At 66.5% G+C, this 13,287-nt stretch carries 15 protein-coding genes; 6 read left to right on the top strand and 9 right to left on the bottom strand.

Translation table 11 applies throughout. The features are described 5' to 3' along the window. Window positions 1-205: 205 nt before the first annotated feature. Complete coding sequence (locus JMV16_RS02130; RefSeq protein ID WP_201492493.1) at window positions 206-712, top strand: hypothetical protein; 507 nt, start codon at window positions 206-208, stop codon at window positions 710-712. A gap of 4 nt (window positions 713-716) precedes the next feature. Here JMV16_RS02130 and JMV16_RS02125 read toward each other — a convergent pair whose 3' ends face one another. From JMV16_RS02125 to JMV16_RS02090, 8 genes are all read right to left on the bottom strand, one after another. Next, window positions 717-2,081: a serine/threonine protein kinase gene (locus tag JMV16_RS02125; protein WP_201492492.1), complete on the bottom strand. Its 1,365-nt coding sequence runs from the start codon at window positions 2,079-2,081 to the stop codon at window positions 717-719. 365 nt (window positions 2,082-2,446) lie between these two features. Further along, window positions 2,447-3,871, bottom strand: a complete 1,425-nt coding sequence (locus JMV16_RS02120; protein WP_201492491.1) for a DNA cytosine methyltransferase — start codon at window positions 3,869-3,871, stop codon at window positions 2,447-2,449. Between the two features lie 81 nt (window positions 3,872-3,952). Further along, window positions 3,953-4,543: a hypothetical protein gene (locus JMV16_RS02115; protein ID WP_201492490.1), complete on the bottom strand. Its 591-nt coding sequence runs from the start codon at window positions 4,541-4,543 to the stop codon at window positions 3,953-3,955. Between the two features lie 119 nt (window positions 4,544-4,662). After that, window positions 4,663-5,031, bottom strand: a complete 369-nt coding sequence (locus JMV16_RS02110) for a hypothetical protein (protein WP_201492489.1) — start codon at window positions 5,029-5,031, stop codon at window positions 4,663-4,665. Between the two features lie 71 nt (window positions 5,032-5,102). Beyond that, window positions 5,103-5,486 carry a hypothetical protein gene (locus tag JMV16_RS02105; RefSeq protein ID WP_201492488.1) on the bottom strand — a complete coding sequence of 128 codons (384 nt, stop codon included), beginning with the start codon at window positions 5,484-5,486 and terminating at the stop codon, window positions 5,103-5,105. Between the two features lie 90 nt (window positions 5,487-5,576). Then, complete coding sequence (locus JMV16_RS02100) at window positions 5,577-5,981, bottom strand: hypothetical protein (protein WP_201492487.1); 405 nt, start codon at window positions 5,979-5,981, stop codon at window positions 5,577-5,579. Window positions 5,982-5,984: 3 nt separating this feature from the next. Further along, entirely contained in the window at window positions 5,985-6,434 is a 450-nt protein-coding gene (locus tag JMV16_RS02095) for an antirestriction protein (RefSeq protein ID WP_236580309.1), read from the bottom strand. A 265-nt stretch (window positions 6,435-6,699) separates the two neighbouring features. Then, on the bottom strand, window positions 6,700-7,008 hold the full coding sequence (locus JMV16_RS02090; RefSeq protein WP_201492486.1) for a hypothetical protein: 309 nt from the start codon (window positions 7,006-7,008) through the stop codon (window positions 6,700-6,702). Between the two features lie 108 nt (window positions 7,009-7,116). Here JMV16_RS02090 and JMV16_RS02085 point away from each other — a divergent pair, with 108 nt between their 5' ends. Together JMV16_RS02085 and JMV16_RS02080 are read left to right on the top strand one after the other, a co-directional pair. Continuing rightward, window positions 7,117-7,842, top strand: coding sequence for an SOS response-associated peptidase (locus JMV16_RS02085; RefSeq protein WP_201492485.1), 726 nt, complete (start codon window positions 7,117-7,119; stop codon window positions 7,840-7,842). Between the two features lie 9 nt (window positions 7,843-7,851). Then, on the top strand, window positions 7,852-8,346 hold the full coding sequence (locus tag JMV16_RS02080) for a hypothetical protein (RefSeq protein WP_201492484.1): 495 nt from the start codon (window positions 7,852-7,854) through the stop codon (window positions 8,344-8,346). Between the two features lie 349 nt (window positions 8,347-8,695). Here JMV16_RS02080 and JMV16_RS02075 read toward each other — a convergent pair whose 3' ends face one another. Then, window positions 8,696-9,682, bottom strand: a complete 987-nt coding sequence (locus JMV16_RS02075; RefSeq protein ID WP_201492483.1) for a LysR family transcriptional regulator — start codon at window positions 9,680-9,682, stop codon at window positions 8,696-8,698. 123 nt (window positions 9,683-9,805) lie between these two features. Here JMV16_RS02075 and JMV16_RS02070 point away from each other — a divergent pair, with 123 nt between their 5' ends. Genes JMV16_RS02070 through JMV16_RS02060 form a run of 3 tightly spaced genes read left to right on the top strand, consistent with a single transcriptional unit; the run spans window position 9,806 to window position 13,287 of the window. Next, the gene (locus tag JMV16_RS02070; RefSeq protein ID WP_201492482.1) at window positions 9,806-10,657 is read left to right on the top strand and encodes an aldo/keto reductase; all 852 of its coding nucleotides are present in this window, start codon (window positions 9,806-9,808) and stop codon (window positions 10,655-10,657) included. 9 nt (window positions 10,658-10,666) lie between these two features. Then, window positions 10,667-12,097 carry an MFS transporter gene (locus tag JMV16_RS02065; protein WP_201492814.1) on the top strand — a complete coding sequence of 477 codons (1,431 nt, stop codon included), beginning with the start codon at window positions 10,667-10,669 and terminating at the stop codon, window positions 12,095-12,097. Beyond that, window positions 12,094-13,287: a cupin domain-containing carboxymuconolactone decarboxylase family protein gene (locus JMV16_RS02060; protein WP_236580308.1), complete on the top strand. Its 1,194-nt coding sequence runs from the start codon at window positions 12,094-12,096 to the stop codon at window positions 13,285-13,287. Before JMV16_RS02065 ends, JMV16_RS02060 begins: the two co-directional genes overlap by 4 nt.

Raw genomic sequence — 13,287 nt, 5'->3', positions numbered from 1 at the left:
CAACTATGAAGCGGTTGCCGTCATTCGAGCTCGGGCGCCGAGTTCACGTTGAGTGCCACGGAGCGGTCATGGCCTCACATGGCAATGCAGCGGCTCCCGCGACCGGTAACTGGAGTGGTTTGGTCGTGAGCGGCGGAGGCTGCTGCGAGGCCCTGGCTCTGCCTGCGAGCCGATAGACTGGCCGCAGCATCTCGGGGAGAACAACATGAAGACATCCTGGCAGGTGGCCACGGCGGGCGAGGCCTTCGCGGCGGCGCAGTTCGCGCGCTGCGGGTGGGACGTGTCCATCCAGTACGGCGCCAACCAGCCGGAGTACGACCTCGTCGCAGTCGATGGCGATCGCGTTCTCAAGGTGTCCGTGAAGGGCAGCAAGGACGGGAGCTGGGGGCTGACGCAGAGCTACCTGACGAAGGGCTCGGCGGACTACCACGGCGCAATCGACGCGTGGCTCTCGAAGCACACGCGCCTGACCATCTTCTGCCTCGCCCAGTTCCGCGGGGTCCCGGTCACGGAGCTTCCCCGCATGTACCTGGCCACGCCGGCGGAGATCGGCGCGCAGCTCCGCGTCACCGCCAAGGGCCGGGGCGACACGATCCTCCACGAGCGCAAGGAGTGGACCGACAGGGCGCACGCGGCGGGGACCGTCGATGCCGTGCCCGATGCGTGGAAGTTCACGGAGCAGCGGCTCGAACAGCTCGCCGTGGGCATCTGACGCCTCAGAAAGGGAAATCGTCGTCCTCGGCGGCGGGGCGCGCATCCTCGGCAGCTTTCAGGCTCACGACCGCAGCCCGGACCGCCGGGGCTCTGCATTCCGCCGGGTCTATGTGACGGATGAAGTGCGTGTCGTGCTCGATGAGGATGTCGTGGACCCGCTGCCCAAGCTCGGCGTCTTCGGCGAGAACGATCATCGCCTTACAGGTGTCCATGGCCGCAAAGCGGTTCTGGCGCACGGCCGCGATGATGGCCACGCGCAGCGCCTCCGCCTTGTCCACGGATGTGGTGCTGTCCGAATCGAACAGCACCTTCATGTTCTTGGCGATGTCCTCGGCGAAGCTCCACGAGTAGGTCGCGTTCTCCGCCATCCCCTTGTAGATCTGGATGAAGCGCGAGAGGTGCGGCCGCACCAGGGCCTGCGATAGGACGGAGAAGGCCTCCGGCGGCAGTTCAAGGCACATCTGGTGCTGGTCGCTCGGCTCCAGGTGCCCTAGTTCCTCCACGAACTGGGCCACCTCGGCGGGGCTGTACTGCTGCGACAGCCTAAGCCGGTCCGCTATGGCGCGCATCAGTGCGTAGGCCTTACCGGGGCCAACCGCGCGGCCGAGCAGCACGTCGAACGCTGACTGGAGGCTCTGTTTGAGCGAGGCAAGCGACTGGTAGCGGCTGGCCGAGTTCACAGCGCAGCAACGCTCCAGGATCGGGAATAGCTGGGGCGGGATTCCTTCTGCGACCAGGTACATGGGATCCCTACCGCACAGCAGCACGTAGAACGACTTGCCGAGCATGAAGATGTCGGAGGTGGCGTTCGCGTCCTTGAACCCGCCGTTGAGGAACTCGGGCGGCATGTAGCCCGGCGTGCCGGCCCACTGCGTGCTCCGGGTGAAGCCAGTTGGGGACGCGTGCTCAGTGCAGAGGCCGAGGTCCGAGACGACCATCGTGCCGTTCCCCAAAAGGAAGTTCTGCGGCTTCACGTCGCGGTGGTAGACCTGCTTCTCGTGAAGGTGGGCGAGGCAGTCGATCATCCGGTTGAAGACTGTTTCGACATGCTCCAGGTTGCCCCTAAGCCGCTCGGCCTTCCCCATCAGGTCGCCGTGTTCGTAGTGAGGCATCACGAAGTAGGGCGGGTCGTGGTCCAGGTTGGCGTCGGTGATGGGTACGACATAGCTGCTGCCGGCAAACTGCTGCATCAGCCGGACCTCGCGCCGGAACCGGGCGCGCATTTCCTCGTCCGCCAGCTTGCAGAGCTTGAGCACCAGAGTCGGGCCTGCGGTGCCCACTGGCGTGACGAACAAGAGCGTACCCATGCCGCCCGCGTTGCTGCACGGGCCCACGACCTGAAACTTTCCGTCAAAGACAGGCTGCATCTATTCTCCCTGGTACGTATGCCCCGGATGCCGTTGCATCCGCTCGGCACCTCTGCTGGTGATTCATCGTGCATCTGACGCGCCATGAATAGGGAACCAATGCCGGTGGCGCCGTTGTCAGGGCTGTCGCATCTGGGTTCCATCGCTGAAGCTGACACTTAGGCCGACTGCGCTCAATCGACCCCTCGTAGCAGGAGCAGTCGGTCAGGCCCTGAGCCACGAACGTCGCACATCAGTCTATAGCCCGGCATTGCAGTGCTGAGAAGTCATTTCGAACTTGGTGACACGGGGGCGGAAAGCCGAGAGCAGGCAGGCCCAGCAGAAATCCTGCTGGGCCACCGTGTACCGAAGGACTCGGAGTGCTTCTAGGCTACCGCTGCAAACCCAGCAACAGATTGGATTGTGCCGCCTTGCGCCCCGTCTCTGGACCTTCCAAGGGCTGTCAACGCCTGGGCGACTCTCAGGCCTATCGCCTGGACCGGCCTGACGTCGACCGACTGCCCACACACCTGGTGCGCAGTCGTCTCCGGCATGCCGTCCACCAGGCGGGGACTGATCCCCTTGATCCTCGCGTGCTCCGCGGCCGTCAGTAGCCGCGATCTTTCCGCGTCGGTCGGGTGCAGAAGGCGCGGGTCGGGTGAGCCTCCCTTGTGATAGCCCTTGCGCAGCACCGGCACCAGCTGGGAAGCCGGCGTCAGCAGCTGCATGCCGAAGCCCTTGCCGCTTTCGGCATCGCGCTCCTGCTTCGCCTTCAGGTAGTCCACGCGGCGATACCTCTCATCGTCCTGGGCGATTGGCTCGAGAAAATCCCCCAGGCATGGCCTGTCAGGCTCCGCCGGAGCCAGATTTTCGAGGTCGAGCGGCAGTTCGGGTGGGTAGGCCACCAGGAACCACCTCACCCTGGCTTCCAGGCTGCCGAAGTCCCGGGCGCTCAGCACCGTCTCGGCCACCGTGTACCCCGCATCTCGCAGCCAAGCCCGCAGGATGGAAGCGCTGGCGGTGTTCCGGTAGGTCTCGACGTTCTCCATGACCAGGATGGCCGGCTGCAGCGCGGCGATCACCTGCAGGGCGGCCCCGATCAGGTGGCCCACATGGGGGTGGTCCTCCATTCGGGTGAGCCCCCGTTTGGCGGCCCCCGCACGGGACGCCCCCGAGCAGGGGATGCCAGCCTCGAGGATTTCGACGGTCTGGACGCGGCGGAGCAGCCAGTCGTCTTGTGCAAGTTCCTGCATCGGCATGGCTGCCGTCGTGGTTTTCGGACCTACCACCGGATTCGATCGCCTGGCGATGTCCAGGTACTCCTCGGCGATCTCGTTGGCCAGGGCCAGCTCCGAGGCCACGCCGCCGGCGGTGAGGCCGGCATGCAGCGCCCCGGAAGCGATGCCGGCCCCGAAGGCGATGCCGGCCGTCCTCAAGGGCTGTCCCAGCGCGATCCTGGCTACCAGCCTGGCCGACCTGGCCAGAGCCTTGCGGACACTGGCCGGCATCAGGACGTGGACGGCGCCGATCTCGATGACCACGCGCACCGCGCCTCCGGCAACGAAAGGCTGCAGGTCGTGGCTGCTGTTGATGTCGATGACCGGCACGACCTGGTGTCCGCGCCGCTTGCGGGACACCTTGCGCTTGCCGTCGCTGGCCACGCGGATGGTGAGGCGGGCCTCTTCGGATGTGCCGACCGTGAAGTCGATGGCCACGCCCGGCACGAAGCCGGCCGCGGCCAGTGCCGTGGTGTCGAGGTAGAGGCGCGGCGAGCCGCGGTGCTCGCCCAATCGGCGGAGAAGTACGTGCATTCAGGGGACTCCTTTCTGGTGCCCCCCGGCGGGGCCTCCCCCAAGCGGGGTGGCCCGCTCGGGGGAGGTGATGGGTAAAGCTCAGGCGCCGATGACGTCGACGGCGTCGATCCACACGGTCCGGTTCAGGGCCGGCATGTGGATGAACTTGTGCTCGGCGAGCTGGCCCTCGTAGTGGTCGAGGTCGATCTCCAGGCCTTCCTCGATCCATTCGCGTGCGAACTCCATGGCCGATCCAGTTGCAGCCGCCAGGTCGAGGAAGACCGCTTCGGTCCATGGCCCGTCGGGCCCCTCGCCATGAAGCAACCAGCCCTCGGGGGCGACCTCGTCAGCAGAGATGCTCGGAGTGGCGTCCCTGGCGAGATCGCCATTGGGCTTGCGCAAGGCCGTGACGCTCAGCTCGAGCTCTCGGACGGCCGCGGCCAGGTTGCCACGCTCCCAGCGAGCGATGACTGCCTCGGCCGCGTCGAGCAGTTCGGACGTGCGCTTGACGAGATCGGCCAGCGCGGCGGCTGCCGCTTCGCCCTGGCTGTCGCAAGCAAGGGCAGGGGACTGATAGCCGCCAAGCTCCCAGTCCCAGCCTTCGCAGGGCTCGCCGAAGACCCTGTATCCAAGTGTGCCCAGGTGCTGCTCGACAGCCTCGCAGAGCTCGTGTCCGGTCATGGTGGACATGGTGAATTCCTCCGTTCAATGAAGCGGGGCCCGGCGACGGGCCCCGCGAAGTGATGAAAGCCCGGTTCAATCCGGGCGGTTGCTCTCAAAAGGCCGGCAGGCCCCGCACTGAGATTTGGTCAATGCACCCGTGGCGGTGCCGCGAGGTCGCACCAGCCGAAGCGCTGCACGACGAAGGCGCGGAACTCGCGGCCCGGCTCGAGGACGATGTAGTTGCGGCCCTGCAGACCGAGCTCGGCACGGTCGAAGGGCCGGCCGCTGTAGCCGATCTCATTGAGCACCTGGTTGACGAACGCCACGAAGGCGTCGTCGTCATAGAGCGCTTCGTCGAGTACGTCGTGGTCCATGCGGACGTAGACGTCGGGTATGTAGCCCCGTGACTTGACCTCGATGCGCGTCACCAGGTGCTCGCGCCCCGTGCGGTCGCGGCCTCGGCGCTGGGTGGCCAGTTCGATCCAGCCCTCGCGCCGACGGTTGGTTTCGGACATGCTTTTCTCCTGCGAAGAGCGCCAGGTCGCCCCTGCCGGGGTCATTGACCCGGCAGGGTTGAAAAGGACGATCAGTGCAGGCTGCGCAGGCGCGCGGCCATGGAGGCGATCACCTGGACCTCGGGCGACTGGATGAAGGCGTCGTAGCCTTTGGCCAGGACATCGGCCATCTCGCCGCGGACGACTGCGTCCTCGCCCTGGTCGAGGACGAGGTCGTACTGCCCCAGCTGGTACATGTGCATGGCGTGCATGCCCAGGTCCAGGACAGATCCCATTGCGCTTGTCATGCGCGCCGGGAATTGGCAGCAGATCTGGCGGTCGAAATCGACCAGGCAGCAGCGGTCGACGTGACCCGCCTCGGCTTTGCGCATCCATACTGCGATGCGCTGGCCTTTGGGGCTGTAGAACGCCCCGGTGTTGAAGGCCGCCTGCAACGTTCGATTGGTGGTGGACATGTTGGCTCCCAGGGGAGGCCGAGCCATGTCCCGCCGGGACATGGACCCGGCCGGGTTGAGGAATGAAGGGCTTCGCGCGGTAGCCGCGCCCTAGAACGGAAGTTCAGGCCACATCTGCCTGCTGCCAGGCGGGGCGGGCCATAGCACGGGCGTGCTCGCCAGGCGCATGTTGGGCACCGGCATTTGGGCCCAGCTCGCCTGGGCGCTCTGCCGCCACTGCTGCGGCGCGAAAGCCTGGGCATGGCAGCGCAAGCGCCTGCCGTTGCCGCTGACGTAGGTCGCACAAGCCAGCACGAGGCCGTCCCGATGCAACCAGTCCGCGATCAACTGCCGGATGCCCAGTGGCACCGGATGGGTCAGCACGATGGTTCGGCTGCACAACCGCCTGTAGACAGCAGCGGCCGCCGGGTGATCCCGGTGAGCGCGCCGCTGACCGGCTCCGCGCCGGGTGGCATCCGCATCGGTCGGCAGATGGCTGTCGATCCAGCCGGCCATGGCTCAGTCCATTGCCCAGAGGATGGAGTGGCCCTCCGGGTGGGAGACGGCGAAGTCCTTCAAGGCGTAGAACGCATCGTGAAGGTGATGGGCCCCCTTGAACAGCAGGCCGTTAATGGCGAACAGCGTGGCCACGATGCTGGCGGCGTCGGCCGACAGAGTGCCGGTGAAGCCGTTGCCGTCGACCCTCAACGTGAAGTGCTTGTCGCTCTTCAGGCGCAGGTAGAAGCCGCCGTTGGAGAGGTCGACGAAGTCCCAGAAGCCACCCTTGTATTCGGGGCAGAGCTGGGCCATCCAGTTGAAGACGGCGGCCTCGCCGGCGAGCATGTGACGCGCACCGAAGACGCGCGGCAGGAAATCCATGCGCTGGTCGTCGGGGACGATGTTGCACCGGATTCCGGTGGTGGTCGTGGTGGTGGCGAGCGAGGCTTCGCCCAGGGTCAAATCAGCCATTGGAGGCTCCTTTCAGGGGATGGAAAGAAGCCGAGAGCACTCCCCTGGCGGGAGGTGAACTCCCGGCGGGGTGGTGACGATCAAACCTTCGGCCAAACTGGCGTTCGGCCGCCGCACCTTTCAGAAGGCCAGTGCGGTCGGGGCGACATTGACGCTGTCCAGCGGCTCGATTCCTTCGAGCAGAGGTTGGAAGCCTGGTTGAGCGGCTCGCCGCGCGCTCAGACCGAAAAATAGCACCACTGGCCTTGCTTGGCGAGCCCTGCGATCAGGCCATGGCGACAGCTCGCGTTCGGACGGCGGCACCGCCGGCGGCCTCTGGCAACAGACGGCACCACCAGGCTTGGTGGAACTCCAGGAGCTGGCGGGCCTGTTCGATGGCCTCGATGCCGGAAATGACCATCTCCGGCCCGCGGATTACCACCACGCGGGCCTGATCCAGCGGCGGAAGCATCCACCGCGTCTCTCCCGGGCTTACCAGGCCCGCAAGCAAGGGGGCATTGCGCTGACCCACGTAGTAGCCGGGGCGGCGGTTGTTAAGCTGGAGGTTGCCGCGCAAAGGCGCGGCGGCGAGCACGGCCTCTCGAGGGAGCTTGATTCCTCGGTGGCGCAGACAAACGACATCACAGTACACTGTATGTTTATACAGTTTTTGCGGGTGCGGCGCGAGATTTGAAGAGGGGCCATGTGCAATCTCTACCATCTGTCGCCCCGTGACTCGGTGGCGATCTACTTTCGCGCCCTCGTGCCGGACTATGTGCCCGCGGCCGTCGGCCCGTTTGGCTCGGGATTGATGCTGCGCGCCCAGGCCGATGGTGCCCTGGCAGGTTCCCTTGGGCAGTGGGGAATGATCAAGCCCGGATCGAAGACGCGGCGGCCCACCTCGCGCGCGATCCTGACCAACAACGCGAGGATCGAGGGCATTGCCGAGCGCGTGACCTATCGGCAGGCCTGGGAGCGCGGGCAACGGTGCCTGATCCCCGCGGCCTGGTATCAGGAGCCCAACTGGGAGACCGGACGCAACATCTGGTGGCGCCTCCAGCGCGCCGACGGCGCGCCCTGGGGCATCGCCGGGCTATGGTCGGAGTGGGTCGATCCCGATACCGGCGAGGTCGTGCCGAACTACACCATGGTCACGGTCAACTGCGATGATCATCCGCTGCTTTCCAGGTTGCACAAGCCGGACGACAAGCTGCCCGCGGATGCTCAGGACAAGCGGTCCCTGGTGTGCCTGGAGCCGTCGCAATGGGACACATGGCTGAACGGCGATGAAGGCGATGCCCGTGCGCTGCTAAGTCCGCCAGCCACCGACGTCTTCGATCAGGGCGTGACTCTGCACACCGACGGGCTGCTCGCCAGGATGAAGCAAGAGGCCTCCGAGCCTTCACCGAACAACCCTCAACTTTTCTGAGGTCGATTCATGGACCCCGTCGAAATCGTGCAGCCTGGACCGGATGCCACCGAAGCCGAATGGGTGGCCTACCGCATGGCCTACAGCAGGGTCGCCATGGAGGCGCGGCGAAGGCAGCAGCTGGTCCTGCACGCCGAGCTGGTCGAGAAGGTTCAGCCCGAGCACGCGGCACGGGCGCTGGCGGCCTTCAGCATCGTGTTGGCGGCGGCAGGGATTGACCCCTGGGAGGCCTCTGCGGCGCAGTTCAAGCTCGAGACCTGGGATGACCGCGGTTTCCCCGAAGAGCTGGAGTTGACCGCCCGCGAGAGCGACGCGGCCCTCGCATGGCGCCAGGCTGTGGAGGCCGCTCGTGTCGAGGTTTGCGACCAGCCCCCCTTCGTGTCCGCGGCCGCGTTCGATCAGGTCGACCTTCTGGACCAGCCGCCGGTGGAGCACTTTGTCGGTACCTTCTCACTCCACGACGCGGCGCGAGCGCTGGGTATTTCTGCGAGCATTGCGTCTTAGCCTGTCTGACCGGGATTTCGAGTCTGGCGGTGACCGCTCGGCAGCGGTTGCGGCCGGTCGCCTGCGGCCAGCGTACTCACGGTAAGCGCCATCAAGCCGACGTTCGGCTCATCGGCCTGCGCTGGTCCGAGTGACAGCTATGCGAAGTACTGCTGACGAAGCCGGCACCGACACTGGGCCAGCACCGCCGGCACTCGGCCGGTGACTGCTGTTCACCGGGCCGAACTCACCCAACCGACCCATTGCGGTCCTGGCCAAGCGCAAATGACATACCGCGAAGCGGCCACTCGTCACCGATCTCCGGTGGCACCCTGGTCCCTGTCCGCCGGCCAAGCACACCCTTGCGCTGTCACTGGCCGGCTGTCTTTCGCCTAGTGGCAGGCGAGCGCCGCCGGCCCTGTCTGCGCCTCAGGTGTTCTTCACCGATCAGGTACTCTGGGTTATCGGTCAGACGCTGCACCGCCAGGTCGATGAATGCCCGCGCGCGTGCCGGCTGCGAGGTTCTGCTGCCGAAGTAGACGAAATAGCCGGCGTACTCGGGCATGTGTTCTGTCAGCACGGGAACCAGACGCCCGTCCCGCACGAAGGGCGCCGCCGTCACTCCCGCGAGTTGCCCCAGGGCCTTGCCGGCGAGCACGGCCTGCAACTCGAAGATCTCGTCATTGCTGCAGATCGCGGGCACCACCGGCTGGTCGACAACCTGGTCGCCGATCTTCACGTGCCAGGGGACCACCTTGCCCGTGCCCGGATTCCGGAAGGCGCTGCAGCGATGGGACGTCAGCTCCGCAAGGGACTCCGGAACGCCATGTTGTTGCAGGTACTCCGGCGAAGCGCAGATCACCAGTTGCAGGGGGAAGAGCCGCCGTGCGATGACCCCTTCGTGAGGTGACGCCCCCAGACGAAAGCCCACGTCGACCCGATCTTCCACCCAATTCCCGACGCGGTCCTCGAGCAGCACATCGGGCTGGATCCCGGGATGCAGGTCGCAGAACTCCTCCACCAGCCGCCAGAGGATCGGCTGGAACGTCGTCCGCGGTCCCGCGATCCGAAGCGGGCCGGCAAAGTCATCCTTCGCCGTTCTCGCGTTCTGCAAAGCGCGCTGCAGTCCGAGCACGGACGGCTGGACATCCTCCAGCAGACGCTGACCCGCGTCCGTCAGCGACATCACGCGCGTCGTGCGGTGGAACAGGCGCGCATCCAGGTGGGTCTCCAACTGGGCAAGCGCCTTGCTCGCCGCCTGCGGACTGATGCCCAGCTCAAGCGCGGCCTTGCGCAAGCTGCCGAGCTCGGCCGCCTTGATGAAGGTGCTAACGGAACGAAGCTCGTTGATGGCCACAGCGGGATCCCCTTGCCGTCCATTGTCATAGATTGGATGTCAATCCATCAACCTTTCGGTAGCTATTCAGATGCGAGTCGCCTGCCTAGAGTTCGTCTCATCGACAAGGAAAGGAAGCACCCCATGCAACACGTCACCCTGAACAACGGCCTCCAGATGCCCGTGCTTGGCTTCGGCGTCTTCCAGATTGCGGACGCCAACGAGTGCCAGCGCAGCGTTGTCGATGCCATCGAAGTCGGCTATCGCCTGATCGACACCGCCGCGTCCTACATGAACGAGGAGGCCGTCGGCAAAGGTCTGCGGGTCAGCGGCATCGCGCGCGACCAGCTCTTCGTCACCAGCAAGCTCTGGGTCCAGGAGACCGGCTACGAGCGCACGCAGCAGGCCATCGACAAGTCGCTGCGCCGCCTGCAGCTCGACTACCTGGACCTCTACCTGATCCACCAGCCCTTCGGCGACGTGCACGGCTCCTGGCGCGCGATGGAGGAGGCACACCGCGCCGGCAAGCTGCGCGCCATCGGCGTCAGCAACTTCCAGCCGGACCGCCTGATGGACATCAAGGTGTTCAACGAGATCGCGCCGGCGGTAAACCAGGTCGAGGTGAATCCCTTCCAGCAGCAGCTGGAGAGCGTGCCCTTCATGCAGGAGATCGGCGTGCAGCCCGAAGCCTGGGCACCCTTTGCGGAAGGGCGCAACGGCCTCTTCCAGAACGACGTGCTCCGGGCCATCGCCACGCGCCATGGCAAGTCGGTCGGGCAGGTCGTGCTGCGCTGGCTGGTGCAGCGCGGCATCGTGGCGCTGGCGAAGTCGGTGCGCAAGGAGCGCATGGCCGAGAACATCGCCATCTTCGACTTCGAACTTTCCGACGCCGACATGGCCGGCATTGCGACGCTTGACACCAACACGAGCAGCTTCTTCTCGCACCGTGATCCGGCGATCGTCAAGTGGATGTCAGAACGGAAGCTGGACATCTGAGCGATGGCCATGAACCTCGCCGAGACCCAAGCGTCGCCCCGCCATGCCGGCAGCGTGTTGGCGATCATCGTGGCCAGCTACCTGATGATCGTGGTGGACATCTCCATCGTCATCACCGGCCTGCCGCGCATTCAGGCCAGCCTGGGCTTCAGCCCGGCGCAGCTGTCCTGGGTGACCAATGCCTACACGCTCGCCTTCGGCGGCCTTCTGCTGCTGGGCGCACGCCTCGGCGACATCTTCGGCCGCCGGCGCATGTTCATCGCGGGGCTGTCGCTGTTCACGCTGGCCTCGATGGCCATTGGTCTGGCGCAGTCTCCTGGCTGGCTGCTGGCCGCGCGCGCCATCCAGGGTGCGGGTGCGGCGGTACTGGCACCGTCCACGCTGGCGCTGTTGTCCACCCACTTCGCCGAGGGCCCGGCGCGGACGCGGGCGCTGTCCATTTATGCCGCAGCGGCGGGGGTGGGAGCCACGCTGGGTCTCGTGCTGGGCGGGATGTTCGCCGACCTGGTGTCTTGGCGCGCAGGCTTCTTCATCAACCTGCCCATCGGCGTGCTGCTGATCCTCGCGGCCAGGCGCCACATCGCGGAGACACCTCCGCAACCGGGCGACTTCGACCTGGGCGGCGCGCTCAGCTCAACGCTCGGCATGACGGCGCTGGTCTACGGCCTGGTGCGTGCCGCTGATGTCGGTTGGCACGATGGCCTTGTGCCGGCAGCGCTGACCGTCGGCGTGCTGATGATCGCTGCCTTCGTCGCGGTCGAGCGAAAGGTCCGCCAGCCCATCCTTCCCTTGCGCCTGCTGGCCAGCCGCGAGCGCGCTGGTGCCTATCTGGCGCGCATGCTCTTCCTCGGGGGCGCGGTGGGCTTCTGGTTCTTCTCGACGCAGCTGCTGCAAGGGGTGCTTCATCTTCGACCCTTGCTGGCGGGCCTGGCCTTCCTGCCGGTGACGCTGCCCAACTTCGCTTCCGCGATCGCTGTACCCAGGCTGGCGCGCCGCTACGGCAACGAGAGACTGCTTCTCGCCGGCTTGATGCTCGGTGTCCTCGGCCTGTTGTGGCTGGGCCTGGCCGATGCCGGTGCCAGCTACTGGGCGGACGTTGCGCCTCCCATGCTGCTCATCGGCCTGGGCCAGGGCCTGCTGCTGGCACCACTGACCGCAGCCGGTATGGCGGGGGTCGGCCGCGAAGACGCCGGTGCCGCATCGGGCCTCGTCAATGTCGCGCACCAGCTCGGCGGCGCGCTGGGGCTGGGTGTGCTGGTGCTCGTCTTCGCCAGCGCAGCCCCCGCTAGCGCACAAGACAGCGTGGCCCTCGCCCACCGCATATCTACCGTGATGGACGTCGCAGCTCTGTTGCTGGCCCTGGCACTGCTCGTGTACTGGGTCCTCATCGTCAGACCGCAACGTCGCGCCCGTGCGCGGCAACAAGAGGCACTCTCGTGAAAGCACTGCTGGCCATGGCCCTAAGCGCCACCACCATCACGACGGCAGCGCAATCTCCGGCTGCTCCGGCGGCGCCGGCCGTCGAGGTGCATCCCGTCTCGTCCGTACCCGCTGTCAACGGCGCCAACGAGAACTTCACCGGCGTCGCGCGCATCGGTGCCCCATTCAAGATGAACGATCCAGGCCGAGCCGGTGGCGCCACCGTAAGTTTCGAGGCGCGCGCCCGCACGGCCTGGCACACCCATCCACTAGGGCAGACGCTGATCGTCACGGCCGGGCTGGGTCTTGTTCAGCAGCAAGGCCAGCCCGCGCGGGTGATCCGCCGCGGCGACGTCGTCACCATTGCGCCCAACGTGCGGCACTGGCACGGCGCAGGCCCCGACGACGCGATGACCCATGTGGCCATCGCCGAGCGTGAAGATGGCATCTCGGTGAGGTGGCAGGACAAGGTCAGCGACCAGGACTACCAGGCAGCGCTGGCCGGCGCTGGGCTCGCGGCTGCCGACCGCGCAATGCCGTCCGTCGCAGCGCGCGCACGACCCACATCGGAAACGCTGTCCGCCAGGCAGCAGGCCATCCCGCTGGTGGCCGCCTTCATGGCCAGCAGTGACATGCCTCGACTCAACGCCGCGTTGAACCGTGGCCTGGATGCGGGCCTGACCGTGAGCGAGGCCAAGGAAGTCCTGGTGCAGCTCTATGCCTACGCGGGCTTCCCCAAGAGCCTCAACGCCCTCGGTGAATTGCTCAAGGTCGTGGAGGCGCGCAAGCAGCGCGGGATCCAGGACGCACCCGGCCAGGAGCCCGGCAGGCCGGTGCCCACCGGAGCCGAACTGCTCGCGGCCGGCAAGGCGAACCAGACCGAGATCTCCGGCGGTCCGGTGCAGGGTCCCGTCTTCGACTTCGCCACGGTCATCAACCAGTTCCTGCAGGCGCACCTGTTCGGCGCCATCTTCGAGCGCGACAACCTCGACTGGCAAAGCCGCGAGCTCGCCACCGTCGGTGCGCTCGCGGCCACCCCCGGCGTGGAGGCGCAGTTGCGCTCGCACATGCGGGCCAGCCTGCGCGTCGGCCTGACTGCCGCGCAGTTGCGTCAATTGACCCGGGCGCTGGAGGACGGAGGCGTTCCCGATGCCGCTCGTCGCGCCAACGAAGCGCTCACGGAGGCCCTTGCCGCCGCATCGAAGGATTGA

Origin of the sequence: Rubrivivax sp. A210, assembly GCF_904426505.1 — a bacterium.
GTDB lineage: Bacteria > Pseudomonadota > Gammaproteobacteria > Burkholderiales > Burkholderiaceae_C > Rubrivivax.
The sequence above is the reverse complement of the archived record's forward strand: the minus strand, read 5'-3'. Positions and strand labels throughout refer to the sequence as shown.

What these genes read in the sequence shown, in the direction of transcription:
- JMV16_RS02130 (WP_201492493.1), top strand. Translation starts at nt 206, where the DNA reads ATGAAGACATCCTGGCAGGTGGCCACGGCGGGCGAGGCCTTCGCGGCG.
- JMV16_RS02125 (WP_201492492.1), bottom strand. Translation starts at nt 2,081, where the DNA reads ATGCAGCCTGTCTTTGACGGAAAGTTTCAGGTCGTGGGCCCGTGCAGC.
- JMV16_RS02120 (WP_201492491.1), bottom strand. Translation starts at nt 3,871, where the DNA reads ATGCACGTACTTCTCCGCCGATTGGGCGAGCACCGCGGCTCGCCGCGC.
- JMV16_RS02115 (WP_201492490.1), bottom strand. Translation starts at nt 4,543, where the DNA reads ATGTCCACCATGACCGGACACGAGCTCTGCGAGGCTGTCGAGCAGCAC.
- JMV16_RS02110 (WP_201492489.1), bottom strand. Translation starts at nt 5,031, where the DNA reads ATGTCCGAAACCAACCGTCGGCGCGAGGGCTGGATCGAACTGGCCACC.
- JMV16_RS02105 (WP_201492488.1), bottom strand. Translation starts at nt 5,486, where the DNA reads ATGTCCACCACCAATCGAACGTTGCAGGCGGCCTTCAACACCGGGGCG.
- JMV16_RS02100 (WP_201492487.1), bottom strand. Translation starts at nt 5,981, where the DNA reads ATGGCCGGCTGGATCGACAGCCATCTGCCGACCGATGCGGATGCCACC.
- JMV16_RS02095 (WP_236580309.1), bottom strand. Translation starts at nt 6,434, where the DNA reads ATGGCTGATTTGACCCTGGGCGAAGCCTCGCTCGCCACCACCACGACC.
- JMV16_RS02085 (WP_201492485.1), top strand. Translation starts at nt 7,117, where the DNA reads ATGTGCAATCTCTACCATCTGTCGCCCCGTGACTCGGTGGCGATCTAC.
- JMV16_RS02080 (WP_201492484.1), top strand. Translation starts at nt 7,852, where the DNA reads ATGGACCCCGTCGAAATCGTGCAGCCTGGACCGGATGCCACCGAAGCC.
- JMV16_RS02070 (WP_201492482.1), top strand. Translation starts at nt 9,806, where the DNA reads ATGCAACACGTCACCCTGAACAACGGCCTCCAGATGCCCGTGCTTGGC.
- JMV16_RS02065 (WP_201492814.1), top strand. Translation starts at nt 10,667, where the DNA reads ATGAACCTCGCCGAGACCCAAGCGTCGCCCCGCCATGCCGGCAGCGTG.